The sequence below is a fragment of the Gordonia sp. JH63 genome (assembly GCF_009856645.1).
GTDB classification, from domain to species: Bacteria; Actinomycetota; Actinomycetes; order Mycobacteriales; family Mycobacteriaceae; genus Gordonia; species Gordonia hongkongensis.
This window is the reverse complement of record NZ_CP047235.1, coordinates 2,592,217-2,609,172: the sequence shown is the minus strand read 5'-3', so window position 1 is coordinate 2,609,172 and position 16,956 is coordinate 2,592,217. Positions and strand designations below refer to the sequence as shown.

Annotated in this window: 15 protein-coding genes and 1 pseudogene; 4 read left to right on the top strand and 12 right to left on the bottom strand. The window is 69.1% G+C overall.

What is annotated here, in order from left to right:
- Positions 1–2: 2 nt before the first annotated feature.
- Positions 3–1,601: a precorrin-2 C(20)-methyltransferase gene (locus tag GR168_RS11775; RefSeq protein WP_159370782.1), complete on the top strand. Its 1,599-nt coding sequence runs from the start codon at positions 3–5 to the stop codon at positions 1,599–1,601.
- Here the strand turns inward: GR168_RS11775 and GR168_RS11770 are convergent.
- The 4 genes from GR168_RS11770 to GR168_RS11755 are packed head-to-tail and all read right to left on the bottom strand — an operon-like array spanning position 1,554 to position 5,168.
- Positions 1,554–2,318 carry a cobalt-precorrin-6A reductase gene (locus GR168_RS11770; RefSeq protein ID WP_238994884.1) on the bottom strand — a complete coding sequence of 255 codons (765 nt, stop codon included), beginning with the start codon at positions 2,316–2,318 and terminating at the stop codon, positions 1,554–1,556. The two genes, GR168_RS11775 and GR168_RS11770, sit on opposite strands and share 48 nt — an antisense overlap.
- Positions 2,315–3,091, bottom strand: a complete 777-nt coding sequence (gene cobM / locus GR168_RS11765) for a precorrin-4 C(11)-methyltransferase (RefSeq protein ID WP_159370781.1) — start codon at positions 3,089–3,091, stop codon at positions 2,315–2,317. Before cobM ends, GR168_RS11770 begins: the two co-directional genes overlap by 4 nt.
- Complete coding sequence (gene cbiE, locus GR168_RS11760) at positions 3,088–4,374, bottom strand: precorrin-6y C5,15-methyltransferase (decarboxylating) subunit CbiE (RefSeq protein ID WP_159370780.1); 1,287 nt, start codon at positions 4,372–4,374, stop codon at positions 3,088–3,090. Before cbiE ends, cobM begins: the two co-directional genes overlap by 4 nt.
- Complete coding sequence (locus tag GR168_RS11755) at positions 4,371–5,168, bottom strand: SDR family NAD(P)-dependent oxidoreductase (RefSeq protein WP_159370779.1); 798 nt, start codon at positions 5,166–5,168, stop codon at positions 4,371–4,373. The genes cbiE and GR168_RS11755 overlap by 4 nt, the downstream gene beginning before the upstream one ends.
- A 63-nt stretch (positions 5,169–5,231) precedes the next feature.
- Between GR168_RS11755 and GR168_RS11750 the strand changes: the two genes are divergently transcribed.
- Positions 5,232–5,633: a PPOX class F420-dependent oxidoreductase gene (locus GR168_RS11750; protein ID WP_078112421.1), complete on the top strand. Its 402-nt coding sequence runs from the start codon at positions 5,232–5,234 to the stop codon at positions 5,631–5,633.
- 46 nt (positions 5,634–5,679) lie between these two features.
- Positions 5,680–5,985, top strand: a pseudogene (locus GR168_RS23920) (HNH endonuclease); the annotation flags it as partial.
- Positions 5,986–6,006: 21 nt separating this feature from the next.
- Here the strand turns inward: GR168_RS23920 and GR168_RS11745 are convergent.
- Entirely contained in the window at positions 6,007–7,173 is a 1,167-nt protein-coding gene (locus GR168_RS11745; protein WP_159370778.1) for a Xaa-Pro peptidase family protein, read from the bottom strand.
- A gap of 54 nt (positions 7,174–7,227) precedes the next feature.
- Between GR168_RS11745 and GR168_RS11740 the strand changes: the two genes are divergently transcribed.
- A complete protein-coding gene (locus GR168_RS11740) occupies positions 7,228–8,184 on the top strand; it encodes a 5'-3' exonuclease (RefSeq protein WP_159371904.1) in 957 nt (318 codons plus the stop codon).
- A 70-nt stretch (positions 8,185–8,254) separates the two neighbouring features.
- On the opposite strand, the gene GR168_RS11735 is transcribed toward GR168_RS11740, so the two are convergent.
- From GR168_RS11735 to pafA, 7 genes are all read right to left on the bottom strand, one after another.
- A complete protein-coding gene (locus GR168_RS11735) occupies positions 8,255–9,157 on the bottom strand; it encodes a DUF4333 domain-containing protein (RefSeq protein WP_159370777.1) in 903 nt (300 codons plus the stop codon).
- A 211-nt stretch (positions 9,158–9,368) separates the two neighbouring features.
- Positions 9,369–12,179: a DEAD/DEAH box helicase gene (locus GR168_RS11730; RefSeq protein ID WP_159370776.1), complete on the bottom strand. Its 2,811-nt coding sequence runs from the start codon at positions 12,177–12,179 to the stop codon at positions 9,369–9,371.
- On the bottom strand, positions 12,176–13,093 hold the full coding sequence (gene tatC, locus GR168_RS11725) for a twin-arginine translocase subunit TatC (protein ID WP_091344258.1): 918 nt from the start codon (positions 13,091–13,093) through the stop codon (positions 12,176–12,178). The genes GR168_RS11730 and tatC overlap by 4 nt, the downstream gene beginning before the upstream one ends.
- A gap of 93 nt (positions 13,094–13,186) precedes the next feature.
- Positions 13,187–13,459: a Sec-independent protein translocase subunit TatA gene (gene tatA, locus GR168_RS11720; protein WP_065632214.1), complete on the bottom strand. Its 273-nt coding sequence runs from the start codon at positions 13,457–13,459 to the stop codon at positions 13,187–13,189.
- Positions 13,460–13,542: 83 nt separating this feature from the next.
- Positions 13,543–14,514, bottom strand: coding sequence for a WYL domain-containing protein (locus GR168_RS11715; protein ID WP_065632213.1), 972 nt, complete (start codon positions 14,512–14,514; stop codon positions 13,543–13,545).
- Positions 14,514–15,506, bottom strand: a complete 993-nt coding sequence (locus tag GR168_RS11710; RefSeq protein WP_159370775.1) for a WYL domain-containing protein — start codon at positions 15,504–15,506, stop codon at positions 14,514–14,516. Before GR168_RS11710 ends, GR168_RS11715 begins: the two co-directional genes overlap by 1 nt.
- A gap of 68 nt (positions 15,507–15,574) precedes the next feature.
- Positions 15,575–16,933, bottom strand: coding sequence for a Pup--protein ligase (pafA, locus tag GR168_RS11705; protein WP_004019052.1), 1,359 nt, complete (start codon positions 16,931–16,933; stop codon positions 15,575–15,577).
- Between the last annotated feature and the right edge of the window lie 23 nt (positions 16,934–16,956).

The following is a 16,956-nucleotide window of genomic DNA, read 5'->3' as shown; positions in this document are numbered from 1 at the left end:
CCATGCACTCTGACAGCACCACGGCCGAACAGAAGTCAGGGCCGGGCACGCTCTACGGCATCGGACTCGGCCCGGGTGACAGCGAGCTGATGACCGTCAAGGCCGCCCGCCTGATCAGCACCGCGGACGTGATCGCGTATCACTCTGCGCGACACGGCAACAGCATCGCGCGATCGGTGGCCGCACCCTACCTGCGCGACGGCCAGACCGAGGAACGTCTCATGTACCCGGTCACCACCGAGACGACCGACCACCCCGGCGGGTATCAGGGCGCGCTCGACGACTTCTACGCCGAGAGTGCCGAACGTCTTGCGGTGCACCTGCGCGCGGGCCGCGATGTCGTCCTGCTCGCCGAGGGCGATCCGCTTTTCTACAGCTCCTACATGCACATGCACAAGCGCCTGGCGCCGCACTTCGACGCCGAGATCGTGCCCGGCGTCACCTCGGTCAGCGCGGCGTCCGCGGCGACCGGGGTCCCGCTCGTCGAGGGCGAGGAGACGCTGACCGTCGTGCCCGGTACCGCGTCGACCTCGGAGTTGCTCTTCCGCTTCCGGTCCGCGGACGCGATCGTGGTCATGAAACTCGGTCGGACCTTCGAGCGGGTGCGCGACGCTCTCCGCGAGGCCGGGCGCCTCGACGAGGCCTTCTACGTCGAACGCGCGTCGACGACCGTCGAGCGGGTGCTGCCGGCCGCCGACGTGAATCCCGCGGAGGTGCCGTACTTCTCGATCCTCGTCGTCCCCGGACGCCGAAACAATCCGAGGTTCGAACCTGAGCCCGTCCCCGGTGAGCTCGTCGTCGTGGGCCTCGGACCGGGTCACGACAGCTGGACCACCCCGGAGGTCCGCGCCGAGCTGGTCACGGCCACCGATCTCGTCGGTTACACCACCTATCTCAAGCGCGTCACCCCGCGGCCGGGGCAGCGAGTACACGCCAGCGACAACCGGGTCGAGGCCGAGCGGGCCGAGTTCGCGCTCGACCTGGCTCGACGCGGCGCTCGCGTCGTCGTCGTCTCGTCCGGTGATCCCGGTGTGTTCGCGATGGCCGCCGCGGTTGCCGAGGTCGCCGCGCAGCCCCGGTGGCACGAAGTGCCCGTCCGCGTCGTGCCCGGTGTCACGGCGGCGACCGCGGTTGCCGCAGCCGTGGGAGCGCCCCTCGGGCATGACTTCGCGATCATCTCGCTCTCCGACCGGCTCAAGCCGTGGTCGGTCATCGAACGGCGCATCCGAGCCGCACTCGGCGCCGACCTGGTGATCGCCATCTACAACCCGGGCTCGGCGAGCCGCACCTGGCAGGTCGGAGCCCTCAAACACACTCTCTCCCAGACGGTGTCGCCCGATCGCGTCGTCGTCCTCGGACGGGACGTCGGTGGTCCGGAGCAGCAACTCACCACCACCACGGTCGCGGACTTCGATCCCGCGGTCGTCGACATGCGCACGATGATCATCATCGGGTCGTCGGCGACAAAGGTCGTGTCGCGCGCGGCCGGAACGTTGGTGTTCACGCCGCGCAGTCACCACCCGGTCGACAGCGACGATCACACCGCCGACCACTCAGCCGGACAGCTCCTCGAGCCAGTTCCGGGCGGCACCGACATCTGAGACGACCGGCGTGTCGGGTTCGGCGGGCCGGTCGACCATGATGACCTCGATCCCGAGTTCGGACGCGGCCGCCAGCTTGGCCGAGGTCAGCGTTCCGCCGCTGTTCTTCGTGACCAGCAGATCGATGTCGTTGTTCCGCAGCAGCTCTCGCTCCGACGGGTGGTCATAGGGACCCCGCGAGCGCAGCACCTCGTGATGCGGCGGAAGCGCTCCGGTCGGGGCGTCGACGACCCGGATCAGGAACCACGCCGAATCGATCCCCGCGAAGACACCGACGTCCTGGCGCCCGGTGGTCAGGAAGACACGTCTGCCGCGGGCGGCCACTTCACGAGCGGCAGCGGGCAGGTCGGGCACACAGATCCAGGTGTCGGTGTCGCCGGGCACCCAGGGGTCCCGGCGCAGGCGCAACAGCGGCACACCCGCATCGGCTGCGGCCCGCGCCGCGCTACGGGTGATCGTCGCGGCAAACGGATGGGTCGCGTCGACCACTGCCTGAATGCGGTTGCTCTGCAACCATTCCCGGAGCCCGGCGGGTCCGCCGAACCCGCCGATGCGCACCGGACCGACCGGTAGGCGGGGGTGTTTCACCCGGCCGGCGAGGGAACTGATGAACGCGATGTCGGTGCCGGCGAGGGTCGACGCGAGCGCTCGCGCCTCCCCGGTCCCGCCGAGGATCAGGACGTGCGGGACTGGATCCGGAGGGATTTGGTCGGTCACGACGTCGAGTGGCGATCAGCGCGCAGTTTGGTCATTCGCGCATGCGAGTACAGATAGCTGTCGGTGACGTCCGACCGGCGCGGGCCGAGCACGTGACCGACGAAGATGACCGCGGTCCTCCGGATGACGGCGGCGTCGAGGGCCTCGGGCAACCGGTTGAGCGGACACCGCACGATCTGCTCGTTCTCCCGACTGGCGAAAGCGACTGTGGCGGTAGGGCAGTCATTGCCGTAGTGCGGGGTGAGCGCCGCCACGATCTCCTCGGCCCGATGGGCTGCGAGATGCAGCGCAAGCGTCACCCCCGTCCGCGCCAGGGTCGCGAGGTCCTCCCCCGGAGGCATGTCCGTCGACAGGGTGGAGACCCTCGTGATCAGCAGGCTCTGGCCGACACCGGGGATGGTGAGTTCGGTGTCGAGTGCCGCCGCGGCAGCCGCGAACGCCGGGACACCGGGCACGATCTCATGATCGATTCCGCGCGCGGTCAGCTCACGCTGTTGCTCGGACATCGCCGAGTACACCGAGAGGTCACCCGAGTGGAGGCGGGCCACGTCGTGCCCCTTACCGACGGCCGCCGCGATGACATCGATGATGTCCGACAACGGCATCCGGGCCGTGTCGACCAGTTCGGCACCGTCGGGACACAGGTCGAGCAGTTCCGGGGGCACCAGTGACCCGGCATAGACACAGGTCTGACACTCCCCCAGCAGCCGCGCTCCGCGCACCGTGATGAGATCGGGCGAACCCGGGCCGGCCCCGATGAAGTAGACGGTCAACGGAGCGCCTCCGTCGAATCCGCGGCGGCAGCGTGGGGTGCCGTCTTCGCGACGGCCCACTGCACGATCGGCAGAGCCGGGCGCCAGGTGTGCATCGTGCCGAGCGGTGCCACGGTTTCGACCGACAGGCGTCGTAGGTCACCGCCGTGTCGGGCGTGCCAGCGCGTGACAAGCGTCTGGTTCTCCACGGTCACCGCGTTCACGACGAGCCGCCCCGAGTCCGGCAGCCTGGTCCAGACGAGCGAGAGGATCTCCTCGTCCAGTCCGCCACCGATGAAGACGGCATCCGGTTGCGGTGCGTCGGACAGGCCGTCGGGAGCCGGGCCCCGCACCGAGAGCCGATGCGCCACCCCGTGCCGGGCGGCGTTGCGTTGCAACCGATCAGCGCGATCGGGATCGCGTTCGAAGGCGACGACGACTCCCCGGTCGTCCGCGCGCAACCACTCGATCGTCACACTGCCCGCCCCGGCCCCGATGTCCCAGAGGAGCTGCGCGCCGGCCGGTTCCAACGCGCACACGGAGAGGGCACGGATCGTCGACTTGGTGATCTGGCCGTCGTGTTCATAGGTGTCGTCCGGCCGGCCCGGGAGCCGGGACCGGCGGGGTCCGACGCAGTCGACGGCGACGATGTTGAGCGGGTCGCCGGCCCGGCGGCGCCAGGTCTCGGCCGTACCGGTGGCGATCTGTTCGGCCGGCCCACCGAGCTGCTCGAGGACGGTCATCGTCGACGCGCCGAAACCGGCGTCGACCAGGATGCCGGCGAGTGCGGCGGGTGTGGTCTCGTCGCGGCTCAAGACCAGTACGCGAGCCCCATCGGTGACCTCGCCGAGCACCACGCCCGGCTCGGCGCGCACCGCACTGACGATCCGGGTCGTGGCGAGGTCCCAGCCCAGACGCGCACAGGCGAGGCTCGCGCTCGACACGGCCGGATACACCCGTACCCGGTCGGCACCGACGCGCGCGATGATGCTCGCACCGACGCCGTGGAACATCGGGTCGCCGCTCGCCAGGATGTGGATCGTGTCCGGGTGAACGGCGTCCGCGTCCTCGCTCTCGACCACTTCTGCGAGGTGCTCCGACATCGGCGACCGCCACGGTCGCAGTTCGGCGTCCAGTTCGGGCACCGCGCCGTCGAGGAGCGCCAACTGCCGCGCAGCGCCGTAGATCACGCGAGCGCGCCGAAGTTCGTTGCGGACGGTCTCGCCCAGACCGGACCAACCGTCGGCGCCGATACCCACCACGACGAATGCGGACGCCACCGCAGTGGATTCCGCGGAGGTCATCGGGGCAGTCTCCGCCACACGGCACGCGGCAGCAGTCGCATCCCGAAGAACAACGGACGCAAGGTCCCCGGGATCCAGACCTCGCCGCGGCCCTTGCGAAAGGCATGAGCCACCGCGTCGGCGACCTGCTCGGCATCCCGCGACAGCGGGGCCGGCTTCACCCCGGACGCCATCAGGTCGCGGGTCATCGCGCCGATCACGAAGCCCGGGCGGGCCAGCAGCAGGCGAGCGCCGGTGCCGTGCAGCGCATCCGCGAGTCCGCTCGCGAATCCGTCGAGGCCCGCCTTGGTCGACCCGTAGACGTAGTTGGCGCGGCGCACCCGGACACCGGCGACCGAGGAGAAGACGATGATGGTTCCGGAGCCCTGCGTGCGCAGTACCGAAGCGAGCGGGGTCAGCACGCTGATGTGGGCGTAGTAGTCGGTGTGGGCGATCTGAAGTGCATGCGCCACATCGGTTTCGGCGCGGGCCTGGTCGCCGAGGATGCCGAACGCGATGATCGCGATCCCGATCGGCCCGTGTCGTTCGGCCAGCGACGCGACCAGCGTTGGATGGCTGTCGGTGTCGTTCGCGTCGAAGGCGACGGTGTGTACCTCGGTTGCACCGGCATCAAGCAGTCGTGCGGACTCGACCACGAGGTCGTCGGGACGGCGGGCCGCCAGGACGACGGTCCGCCCGGGTGCGAGGCGCGCCGCCGTGGCGACGCCGATCTCGCTGCGGCCGCCGAACAGCACGAGGGCACCGGACGGGTCGGTGTCCGGACGCGCTGATGCCCCTCTGCTGCGTGACGCCATGGCTGCCAGTATCGCATCGGCCCCGCGACCGACCGTGTGCGGCGTCGCGGCTAGTTTGGTGTCATGCCTCGTACCGCCGCCGATCTCGGGCCCGATGCGCTCGCCTTCCTCGTCGAACGCCACCTCGGGACCCTCACCACGCTGCGCGCCGACGGCACCCCCCACGCCGTGGCCGTCGGCTTCACCTGGGATCCCGACGCCGGCCTGGCGAGGGTCATCACCTCGGACGGCAATCAGAAGGTCCGCAACACCGAGCGTGGTGGCTACGCGGCTGTCACCAACGTCGACGGCCCGCGATGGCTGACCCTGGAGGGACCCGCGACGGTGAGTCGTGAGCCCGAGCGCGTGCGCGAGGCCGAGCAGCGCTACGCGCAGCGATACCGGGAGCCCAGGCCGAACCCGCGCCGCGTCGTGATCGAGATCAGCGTGAGCCGGGTGCTGGGTTCGGCGTCGCTGTTCAGCTAGTGACGCGCGTCGGAAGTCGGATGCTTCTTGCGGAGCCGTCCGGCACCGGCCCGGCCAATACACCACCCGGGTGGTCCGCAACGGACCCGACGAAGGCCGCTGCGCCTGGCGACTCAACCCTGAACCCGGCGCACCACCCAACCCCGAACACATCAACCGCCGACCCGACATACTCCGACGGTTCGCAGAACATCTGAACACCGGGCGCGATGAGATCCACGGACCTACCACCCGACGGTTTGGCAGGCTCGGTCGCCGGACCCTTCGTGACGCGCCCCCGGATTCAAACCCGCCAACCAGCGAACTTCAACTCGACTGCTGGACCTCGATCGAAGTCCAGCAGTCGAAATGAGGTTCACCGGTCGAATTTCGCCTACAACCGGACGAGTTCGTGCGGGCGGTTGTTCAGCGACTCGCAGCCGTCATCAGTCACGACGACGATGTCCTCGATGCGGGCACCCCAGTGACCGGGCACGTACACCCCCGGCTCGACGCTGAACGCCATGCCGGTGCGCAACGGGATGTCGTTGCCGCCGACGATGTACGGCTCCTCGTGTACCGACAGCCCGATCCCGTGGCCCGTCCGGTGAATGAACCGATCGGCCAGGCCGCGCTCGGCGAGAAGATCACGCGCCGCCGCATCGATCGAGGACGCGCTCACCCCCGGCCGGACGGCGGCCACCGCCGCGCGTTGGGCCGCGAGCAGGGCGGCGTAGGCGTCGGCGATGTCGGCGGGCGGATCGTCGAAGCAGTAGGTGCGCGTGGAATCGGAGTTGTAGCCCGGCTCTACCGGGCCGCCGATGTCGATCACGACGATGTCGGACCGCTCGATGACCCGGTCGGAGAATTCGTGGTGGGGATCGGCTCCATTCGGTCCCGACCCGACGATGATGAAGGCCGCCTCGGTGTGTCCCTCCTCGAGGATCGCGGCGGCGATGTCGGCGGCGACCTCGCGTTCGGTGCGGCCGGGGATCAGCCAGTCCCCCATCCGCGAGTGCACCCGGTCGATCGCGGCACCCGCGCGGCGGAGCGCGTCGACCTCCGCGGCGTCTTTGATCATTCGCAGTTCGCGGAGCACGTCGGTCGCCAATTGCGGTGTGGCGCCGGTGTGTCGGGCCAGCGGGATGACGTGGAGGGCGGGCATGGAGTCGGAGACCGCGATCCGCGGCTGCGACGGCAATCCGGCCAATGAGAGAGCGTGGGCGTCGTCGCCGTCGACCCAGTCGGCCACCTCGATGTCGAGATCACCGACCGCGGAGGACGACAGCGACGGGACCTCGAGCCGCGCGATCACCAATCGGGGATCACTGGTCGCGGGGATCACGAGCGCCGTGAGCCGTTCGAAGGTCTCCGCCCGGGAACCGATGAGGTACCGCAGGTCCGGCCCGGGGGCGACGACCAGCGCGTCCAACTCCGCGGCGCGGGTGAGTTCGGCGGCGCGGCGGACCCGGTCGCGATAGACCTGCGCCTCGAAGAGTGGCCCGGCTCCGGTCCCCTCGCCCGCCGTCGCGACCCGTGCTGCCCCACTCCCATATGCCATGCGACGAACACTACCGCCGACTCATGACAGAGTGTGGGGGTGACGGATTCGTTGATGCTGCTCGACGGCGCCAGCCTGTGGTTCCGATCGTTCTTCGCGCTGCCGGAGAAGATGACCAGCCCGGATGGGCGACCGGTCAACGCCGTACGCGGTTTCGTCGACACGATCGCCAATCTCGTGGTGCGCGAACGCCCCACACGCTTGGTGGTGTGCCTCGATCTCGACTGGCGCCCCGAGTTCCGCACCGACCTGATCCCCACCTACAAGGCCCATCGCGTCGCGGTCCCCGACGGTGGGACCGACGTCGAGGGCCGGGACATCGACGTCGAAGAGGTACCCGACACCCTCACCCCGCAGGTCGACATGATCATGGCCGTTCTCGCGGCAGCGGGCATCGCCACCTCGGGCGCCGTCGGTTGTGAGGCCGACGACGTGATCGGCACGCTCGCCTACGACGAGGCGAACGATCCGGTGATCGTGGTCAGCGGTGACCGGGACCTGCTGCAGGTGGTCGCCGACGATCCCGTCCCGGTGCGCATCCTGTACGTCGGCCGCGGTCTGGCGAAGGCCGAGATGATGGGCCCGGTGGAGGTCGCCGAGAAATACGGCGTGCCGGTCGAGCGCGCGGGTATCGGCTACGCGGAGATGTCGATGTTGCGCGGAGATCCCTCGGACGGTCTGCCGGGCGTGGCCGGTATCGGCGAGAAGACCGCGGCGAAACTGATCACCGAGTACGGCAGCCTCGACGCCCTGGAGACGGCTGCCGCCGACCCGTCGTCGTCGGTTCCGACGCGGAGCCGCAAAGCACTGCTCGCCTCGGTCGAGTACCTGCAGGCGGCGCGGACCGTCGTCTCCGTGCGCACCGACGCCGAGACGATCGACAGCGGTTCGGACATCCTCCCGGCCGAGCCCGCCGACCCCGCGGCCCTCGCGGAACTCGTCGAGGAGCTGGGTATCGGAGCGTCGGTGGGGAGGCTGGCCAAGGCTCTCGGCTGGCCCCAGGCCGGCTGAGGCCGCATGTAGCAGCCGGCTGAGGCCGGACGTGACAGCCTGCTGAGGCCGGACGTCACAGCCGGTCGAGTCAGCTGGGGCGCGAGACCTCGTAGCGGCCGTCGTCGTCGATGAACGTGACGGTGACCTGCTGCTGCTGCCCGCCGACGGTGACCGAGCACGTGAACGACGCTCCGGTCTCCACCCGCTGCCCCGACGGGCACTGGACGTCGGAGACGTCGCTGGCCTGGTAGTCCTCGGTGAGGATCTTCTGCACGCCGTCCTGCGCCGCCTGCTGATCGAGGTTCTTCGGTGCCCATCCGGGGAAGAGGAATGCGGTGATCAGCACGATCGCGGCGATGAGGAGCAGCGCCCCGCCGCCGACGAACATCAGCGTCCGGGCGGTCTTGTTCGACTTCCCGGTCGCCATCCCGCTGAACTGGTCGCCGCCCCCGTACTGGTTCTGCCCGTATTGGTTCTGCCCGTATTGGTTCTGGGCGTACGGGTCCTGGCCGGCGGGCTGCTGGCCGTACTGTCCGGGTGCCCCGTACTGACCCGCCCCGTACTGACCCGGTCTCCCGTACTGACCGGCTCCATATTGCTCGGCGCCATACTGACCGCCGGGCTGCCCGTAGGGCTGACCGGCCGGTTGTCCGTACTGCCCCGGTTGTCCGCCGGGATGACCGACCTGAGTCGGCTGGGACTGAGACGGGGCCGACTGGGGCGGCTGGCCCGTCGGCCCACCCGGCTGCTGGTACGGGTTTTGCTGGTAGGGATTCTGTTGGTACGGATTCTGTTGCGGCTGACCATAACCCGGGTTCTGTGACCCGGGGTTGGCGGAGCCCGGGTTGGGGGCCATCGTGGTCGGGTCGGCCTGCGGGGCGCCCGTCGGAGTGGCGCCGGGGAGGTTCACGATCTCGGTCTTGCCGTCGGGACCGGACTGATCACCGGAGGGATTCGGCTGGGACGGGTTGGGGTTGTACGGGTCGGTCATGAGTCCCTCCCACTCGGCCGTTCACCCGGACGGGTGCCGGCGAACTGTGACGTCGCGGCAGTATCGGGGCAGGACACGCCGACACCGAATGCGGGATGAACGTTACCTCAGCGGCCTGGGACTATCAGCGAACATCGCGCGTGGCCCGGCGTCGCGTCGTCCGGTGAACCGACACCGGCCCACACTCGTCGGCGGAGGTCGACGGCGCGGTTCAGCCGAGCTCGGCGGCGACCACGCCGCGGCGGATGGCCTTGACCGCTGCCCGCGCCGTCCCACCGAGGCGCGTGTCGGAGCCCACCCCGAGTCGGATCTGTTCGAGCAGGTCCACGACCTGCCGGTTCCATCGCACGAAGTCGCCCGGAGAGAGCAGCTGTCCGCGTTCGCCCGCCAGCAACAGGGCCTCGCCGAGCGAACGACCCGACGCCCACGTGGCCACGGCGACCGAGAAACCGGTGTCCGGTTCGCGTGTCGGACTGACCCGATGACGCTGCTCGACCGCGGTGACCCGCGACCAGATCTCGACGGTCGCGGCCATCGCCGCACGCATCGAGCTGCTGCCGGGCAGGGCGTCGACCCCGCTGTAACTGTCGCGCCGGCTCTCGTAGACGAGTGCGGCGACGACTGCGGCGAGGTCGGCGGGTGACAACTCGTCCCAGACCCCGGCTCGGATGCACTCGGTCACGACCAGGTCGCTCTCGCTGTAGATACGGCCGAGGAGCTTGCCCGAATCGGTCACCATCATCGTGTGCCCGGTGGACTCGGTCGACTCGGCGACGCGCTCGAGATATCCCAGCTCGCTGAGGACGCCGACGATGTGATCGAAGGTGACCCCGAGGGTGGACGTCCGCTCCCCGATGCTCCGCTCGGCGTTGACGATGTCGCGCACCAGCCGGTTACGGCGTTCGGCGAGCCGGAACAGCTCGTCACCGTTGGACAGCTGATGTGCCGGGTGCGCGCGCAGGGTTCGCCGAAGGTTCGCGAGTTCGGTGTCGTCGGCGGCGTCGGCGCGCTTCTTCTGACGTCCGCGCGGCATCTCGATGCCGGTCGATCGCAACGCCGACGCCAGGTCGCGGCGACCGCGCCCGCTGCGTCGGTCGGCGTTCTTCGGCATCCGCATGTTGCCCAGCACCTCGGGCGGGTTGACGAAATCGCGGGTACCGACGCGTCCGCACCAGGCGTCCTCGGTCAGTACGAGCGGCTTCGGATCCTGCGCTTGCGTGGCCGGTTCGATGATGACAGCCAGACCGCGGTGCCGGCCGACGGGTACGCCGATGACATGACCGCGTTTGAGTGCGGCCAGGTCAGCGGTGATGGCGTCGTGTGTATTGACCCGCTTGCGGTACTTCAGATCTCGTTCGCGGCGGCGGATGTCCTCGCGCAAAGTGATGTAACCGAGGAAGCCCGCGTACGGACCGTCGTCCGAATCCGATTCGGCGCCACCAGGTTCCACCCCCCGCGCCTGTGCGGCGCGGGCCAGCTCGCCGTCGAGCTTGCGCAGCGCCCGTTGCGCCTCGTCCAGCTTCCGCGCCTGACCGACGACCGATCGATCGGCCTGGAACTGGGCGAACGACCGATGGAGCAGCTCACGCGCGCCGTCCAGGCCCAATCGGCCGAGCAGGTTGACCGCCATGTTGTATTCCGGGGAGAACGAACTCCGCAGCGGGAACGTCCGCGCGCCGGCGAGGCCGGCGACCTCCTCCGGCACCACCTCGGGTGTCCACACCACGACGGCGTGACCCTCGACGTCGATCCCGCGACGGCCGGCGCGACCGGTCAGCTGCGTGAACTCGCCGGGCGTCAGGTCGACGTGCGATTCGCCGTTGTACTTCACGAGACGCTCGAGAACCACCGAGCGAGCGGGCATGTTGATGCCGAGCGCGAGCGTCTCGGTGGCGAACACCATCCGGACCAGGCCGCGCACGAAAAGTTCCTCGACCGTGTGCCGGAAGGTCGGGAGCATCCCCGCATGGTGCGAGGCCAGTCCGCGTCGCAGCCCCTCACGCCACTCATGCACCCCGAGCACGTCGAGGTCGGCCGGCGCCAGTTCGGTGAGGTGGCGGTCGACGATCGCGTCGACCTCGCCGATCTCTGCGGGAGTCAGAAGCGAGATCCCGGATCGCAGACACTGCGCCAGGGCGGCGTCGCAACCGACACGGGAGAAGATGAAACCGATCGCGGGGAGCAGCCCCTCGCGGTCGAGTCGCGTGACGAGGTTCGGCCGGGAGAGCGCGGGTCCCCGTCCGTCGCGTCGACGGGGCGCGCCGCCACGTCCTCGGCCACGGCCGCGCGACGACTCCCGCTCGTCGTCGGCCATCAGGATCCGGTGCCGGATCTGGCGTTTGAGCTCCGGATTGACGCGCGGTCGCGTTCCGGCCTTGCGGGCCGGACCGGTGTCGGCCGGATCGAACAGGTCGAACAGTCGCTGCCCGACGAGCATGTGCTGGGACAGCGGCACCGGACGGTGTTCGTCGACGATCACCGAGGTGTCACCGCGAACCGTCTGGATCCAGTCGCCGAACTCCTCGGCGTTGCTCACCGTCGCCGACAGACTGACGACCCGCACCGACGGTTCGAGGTGCAGGATCACCTCTTCCCACACCGCCCCGCGGAACCGGTCCGCCAGGAAGTGGACCTCGTCCATGACGACGTGGGACAGACCGTCCAGGGCCCGTGATTCGGCGTAGATCATGTTGCGGACGACCTCGGTCGTCATGACGACGACCGGGGCATCGGGATTGATCGAACTGTCGCCGGTCAGCAGCCCGACCGACTCGTGCCCATGGACGGCCACGAGATCGTTGTACTTCTGGTTGCTGAGCGCCTTGATCGGCGTGGTGTAGAAGCACTTCGAGCCACCGGCCAGGGCCAGATGGACGCCGAACTCGCCGACGATGGTCTTACCCGCGCCGGTCGGTGCGCACACCAGCACACCGTGGCCGCCCTCGAGCGCCTCACACGCGCGGCGCTGGAAGTCGTCGAGGCGGAAAGCGAGTCTCGACGTGAACGAGTCGAGTTGGGTCACAGGACGTCGTCGAAGGTCTCGCGTGCCCGCGTCGACGTACGGGTGGCGTTGGCGACCGCGTTCGCCGGCGCCGGGATCGGCGATGCCGGGGCGATCGGTTTCGTCGGCGGCAGTGGGCTGGCCTCGTCATCGGAGAGGCCCGCCCATGCGGGCGCCTTCTTCGCCTTGCGTCGGTCGAAGATCCGCGCGAACTGGATCGCGAACTCGAGCAGCACGGTGAGCGCGAGGGCCAGTGCGAGCATCGTGAACGGATCCTGGCCCGGTGTCGCGATGGCGGCGAAGACGAAGACCGCGAAGATGAGCCCGCGGCGCCAGCTCTTCAACCGGGCGTAGGTCAGCACGCCGACGACGTTCAGCGCGATGATCAGGAGCGGGAGTTCGAAGCTGACGCCGAAGATCACCAGGACGTTGAGCATGAAGCCGAAGTACTGGTCACCCGCGAGTGCCGTGACCTGGACCTCGTTGCCGACCGTGAGCAGGAAGTCGAAGGCCTTGGCCACCACCAGATAGGCAAGCACCGCGCCGCTGACGAACAGGGTCGTCGCCATAGCGACGAACATGATGCCGTAGCGACGTTCGTGGGCGTGCAGACCCGGCGTGATGAACTGCCAGATCTGGTAGATCCACACCGGACAGGCGAGAACCACACCCGCGGTCAGCGCGACCTTCAACCGGAGCATGAACTGGTCGAACGGACCGGTCGCCAGAAGGCGACACGAATCATCCGGGGTCAGCGTCGCGCGCGACGACGCGGGCAGATCGCAGTACGGCCCGCGCAGCACGTCGCCGAGCGACGGGATGCCCAGGAAGCCGTGGCTGTACCAGACGAACCCGAAGATGGTGGTGGCGATGATGGCCAGCAGCGAGATGACCATACGAGTGCGCAACTCGTACAGGTGCTCGACCAACGACATGGTGCCGTCGGGATTGAGTTTTCGCTTGCGTTGCCGCGGGTCGAGGCGTCGGGGAATCGGGAGAGTGCGCACTGGCGATGCTCCGACGCGCCCCTAAGCCGATTTCTTGGCGTCGGCGTCGCGCTGCGTGGCCGGCTGGGTCGAGTCACCCACGGGCAGCTCGCGTCGTGCCGGATCGTTCGCTGCCGCGTCGGTGGTGGCCGGCGCGTCCTTGTCGTCGTCCTTCTGCATCTCCTTGACCTCGCTCTTGAAGATGCGCAGCGACTGTCCCAGACCACGGGCGGCGTCCGGCAGCTTCTTCGAGCCGAACAGGATCAGCAGCACGATGGCGACGATCGCCCAGTGCCACCATGACGTGAAGCCCATGAGATCACCCTTCAGTTCGGAGCAGACAGTGTCCAATGCTACCCGACACACGCCGAGCCGGAGGGGCCCAGCCGTGGCCGGTCTCAGCGATAACGTCCGCGGGCGGCCGCCGCGGTGTCGGCGACCGCGGCGGCGACCGCCGGGTCATCGACGACCCGCACGGCGCCGGCGAATCCGAGCAGGAATCGGGTGAGCCATTCCGGCGAGCCGTAGACCAACCGGGCGCGGACGGGGAGACCTGGATCGGGCCGGTCCTCGACGGTCTCGAGGGGTTCGAGCGGGTAGTAATCGAGAATCCACAGGTGATCGGCGTCGATCTCGATCTCGACGGCCGGGAGGTCGGGGTCCTCGGCGACGAGCACCGACTGATTCGACGCCGCCGCCTCGGCCGGCGGACGACTCGGCTCGTCGAGGGCGGTCGCGGTGTCGACGCGGTCGAACCGGAACAACCGCACGCCTTCGGCCATCCGGCACCAGGCCTCGAGATAGGTGTGCTGGTCCATGACCTGCAGGCGGATGGGGTCGACCACGCGGTCGGTGACGCTGTCGCGTCCGGCCGAGTAGTAGCGCAGCCGCAATGCCCGCGCTTTCTTGGTGGCCTCCCGGATCGTCGTGTACGTGGGGTTCTCCCCCGACGGGCCGGCGGGTGTGTCGGACGCGCCTGCGAGCCCCGGCACCGTCGCACCCACCGCCTGCTCGATCTTGGCGATCGCCCGCCTGGCCGCCGCGACGTCGACGACGCCCGGGGTCTCGACCAGCGCCCGCAGTGCGACGAGGAGCGTACTCGCCTCCACGGTCGTCAGCCGCAGTGGCCGGTCCATGCCCGCGGTGAACCCGACCGTGACGTAACCCTCGCTGAACTCGAGCTCGATCAGGTCGTCGGGGTAATAGCCCGGAAGCCCGCAGACGAAGAGCAGCTCGAGGTCCTTCGTGAGCTGCGCTTGCGTGACCCCGAGTTCGTCGGCGGCCTGAGCAACCGAAATGCCCCGCCGCGCCTGGAAGTACGGGACCATCGCCAGCAGCCGGTTGAGTCTCGACGGCGCTGCCGCGGCCATCAGACGTTCACCCCCATCAGACGGTCGAGGCTCGCGATGACGAGCTCGCGCAGCTCGGGTGGGTCGAGGACGACCGCATCTGGGCCCACACCCAGCACCATCCGTGCCACCGCCGTCAGCGAGTGGACGTCGAGGGTCACGATGTCGCCGGGTTCGCCGTCGAAGTCGGCGGGATCGGTCGTCGTCGCGGCCCGGCGGAGGCCGAATGCGCGGTCGGCCGCGACCCAGATCCGCGCGGTCCGTCCGTCCGAACCGGCAGCGGAATCGACCGCCGCGGAGACGATCTGCTGGAGATCGGTGCCGGCCGGGACCACGACCGCGTCGGCGGCACCGACCGCGGCGACCGCCGTGATCCGCGACAGCCGGAAGGTCCGGGTGGCGTCGCGGTCGCGATCGTGGCCGACGACGTACCAGCGGCCCCGATGCGACACGACCCCCCACGGTTCGACGCGTCGGGTGGTCGGGGCGGCCGCGGCAGACGATCGATGCTGGAACTCGACGGCACGGCGGTCCTGGACCGCGGCGAGCAGGCCGGCGATGACCTCTTCGGAACCGAGCGATCGTGATGACCCGCCCGAGGTGATCCCCAGATCGTCCTCGGAGCGGACATCGAGCCCGGCGGCCCGGAGCTTGAGGATCGCCGTCTGTGACAGCGTCGAGACCTCGGGGGTGTCCCACAGCGCGGCGGCCATGGCAATCGCCGCGGCCTCGTCGGACTCCAGCGAGATCTCCGGCAACTCGTAGGAGTCGCGGTCGATGCGGTATCCCTCGGCGCCGGCCGCCATCGGCGACCGGCCCGTCACGAGGGGGATCCCGAGATCTCGCAGCTCGTTCTTGTCCCGCTCGAACATCCGGTTGAACGCCTCGTCGGACTGCCCGTCGTCCGAATAACCCGCGACGTTGCGGCGGATGTAGTCGGCGGTGACGTACTGCCGCGTCCACAGCAGGCAGATCACGAGGTTGAGCAGACGCTCGACTTTGGGGGTTGCCACCGAGTCAGGTTAGAACGTGGCCGTTCACCGCGTGCGGAGGCACGCTGGGTTCGCCGGTGACCCGGCGCTCACATCGAGGCGATGAGGCGATCGACGCGCTCGTCGACACTGCGGAACGGGTCCTTGCACAGCACCGTCCGCTGGGCCTGGTCGTTGAGCTTGAGGTGAACCCAGTCGACGGTGAAGTCACGCCCGGCTTTCTGCGCGGCCGAGATGAAGTCGCCCCGGAGCTTGGCGCGGGTGGTCTGCGGCGGCTCGTTGACCGCGGTCTTGATGGCCTCGTCGGTGGTCGCCCGGGCAACCAACCCCTTGCGCATCAGGACGTCGAACACGCCGCGGCCGCGTTTGATGTCGTGGAACGCCAGGTCGAGCTGCGCGATCTTCGGATCCGAGAGCTCCATCGAATACCGGTCCTGGTAGCGCTGGAACAGCTTGCGCTTGATGACCCAGTCGACCTCGGTGTCGACCTTGGCGAAGTCGTCGCTCTCCACGGCGTCGAGCATCCGTCCCCACAGGTCCACGACCATGTCCATCTCGGGGTCGGGCCGGCGGTTGGTGAGGTGCTCGACGGCGCGTGCGTGATACTCGCGCTGGATGTCGAGGGCGCTGGCCTGCCGACCGCCGGCGAGGCGCACCGGGCGTCGCCCCGTCGGGTCATGGCTGACCTCGCGGATGGCGCGGATCGGATTGTCGAGCGCGAAGTCCCGGAACGCGACACCGGCCTCGATCATCTCCAGGACGAGAGCCGCCGAACCGACCTTGAGGAGGGTGGTCATCTCCGACATGTTCGAGTCGCCGACGATGACGTGCAGCCTGCGGTACTTCTCGGCGTCGGCATGCGGCTCGTCGCGTGTGTTGATGATCGGGCGCGACCGGGTGGTCGCCGAGGAGACGCCCTCCCAGATGTGCTCGGCGCGCTGGGACAGGCAGAAGGTCGCGGCCTTGGGGGTCTGCAGAACCTTGCCCGCACCACAGATCAGCTGGCGCGTCACGAGGAACGGCAACAGGACGTCGGAGATGCGGGAGAACTCGCCCGCCCGCACGACGAGATAATTCTCGTGGCATCCATAGGAGTTGCCGGCCGAGTCGGTGTTGTTCTTGAACAGATAGATGTCGCCGCCGATGCCCTCGTCGGCCAGGCGTTGTTCGGCATCGACGAGCAGGTCCTCGAGAACCAGTTCGCCCGCGCGGTCGTGGTTGATCAGCTGGATGAGGCTGTCGCACTCCGCGGTGGCGTATTCGGGATGCGATCCGACGTCGAGATAGAGGCGAGCGCCGTTCTGCAGGAAGACGTTCGAGGACCGGCCCCACGACACGACCCGGCGGAAGAGGTACCGCGCGACCTCGTCCGGACTCAGGCGGCGGTGGCCGTGGAAGGTGCACGTGACACCGAACTCGGTCTCGATGCCCATGATTCGTCGCTGCACTTGACCAACCCTACTCGCGCGGA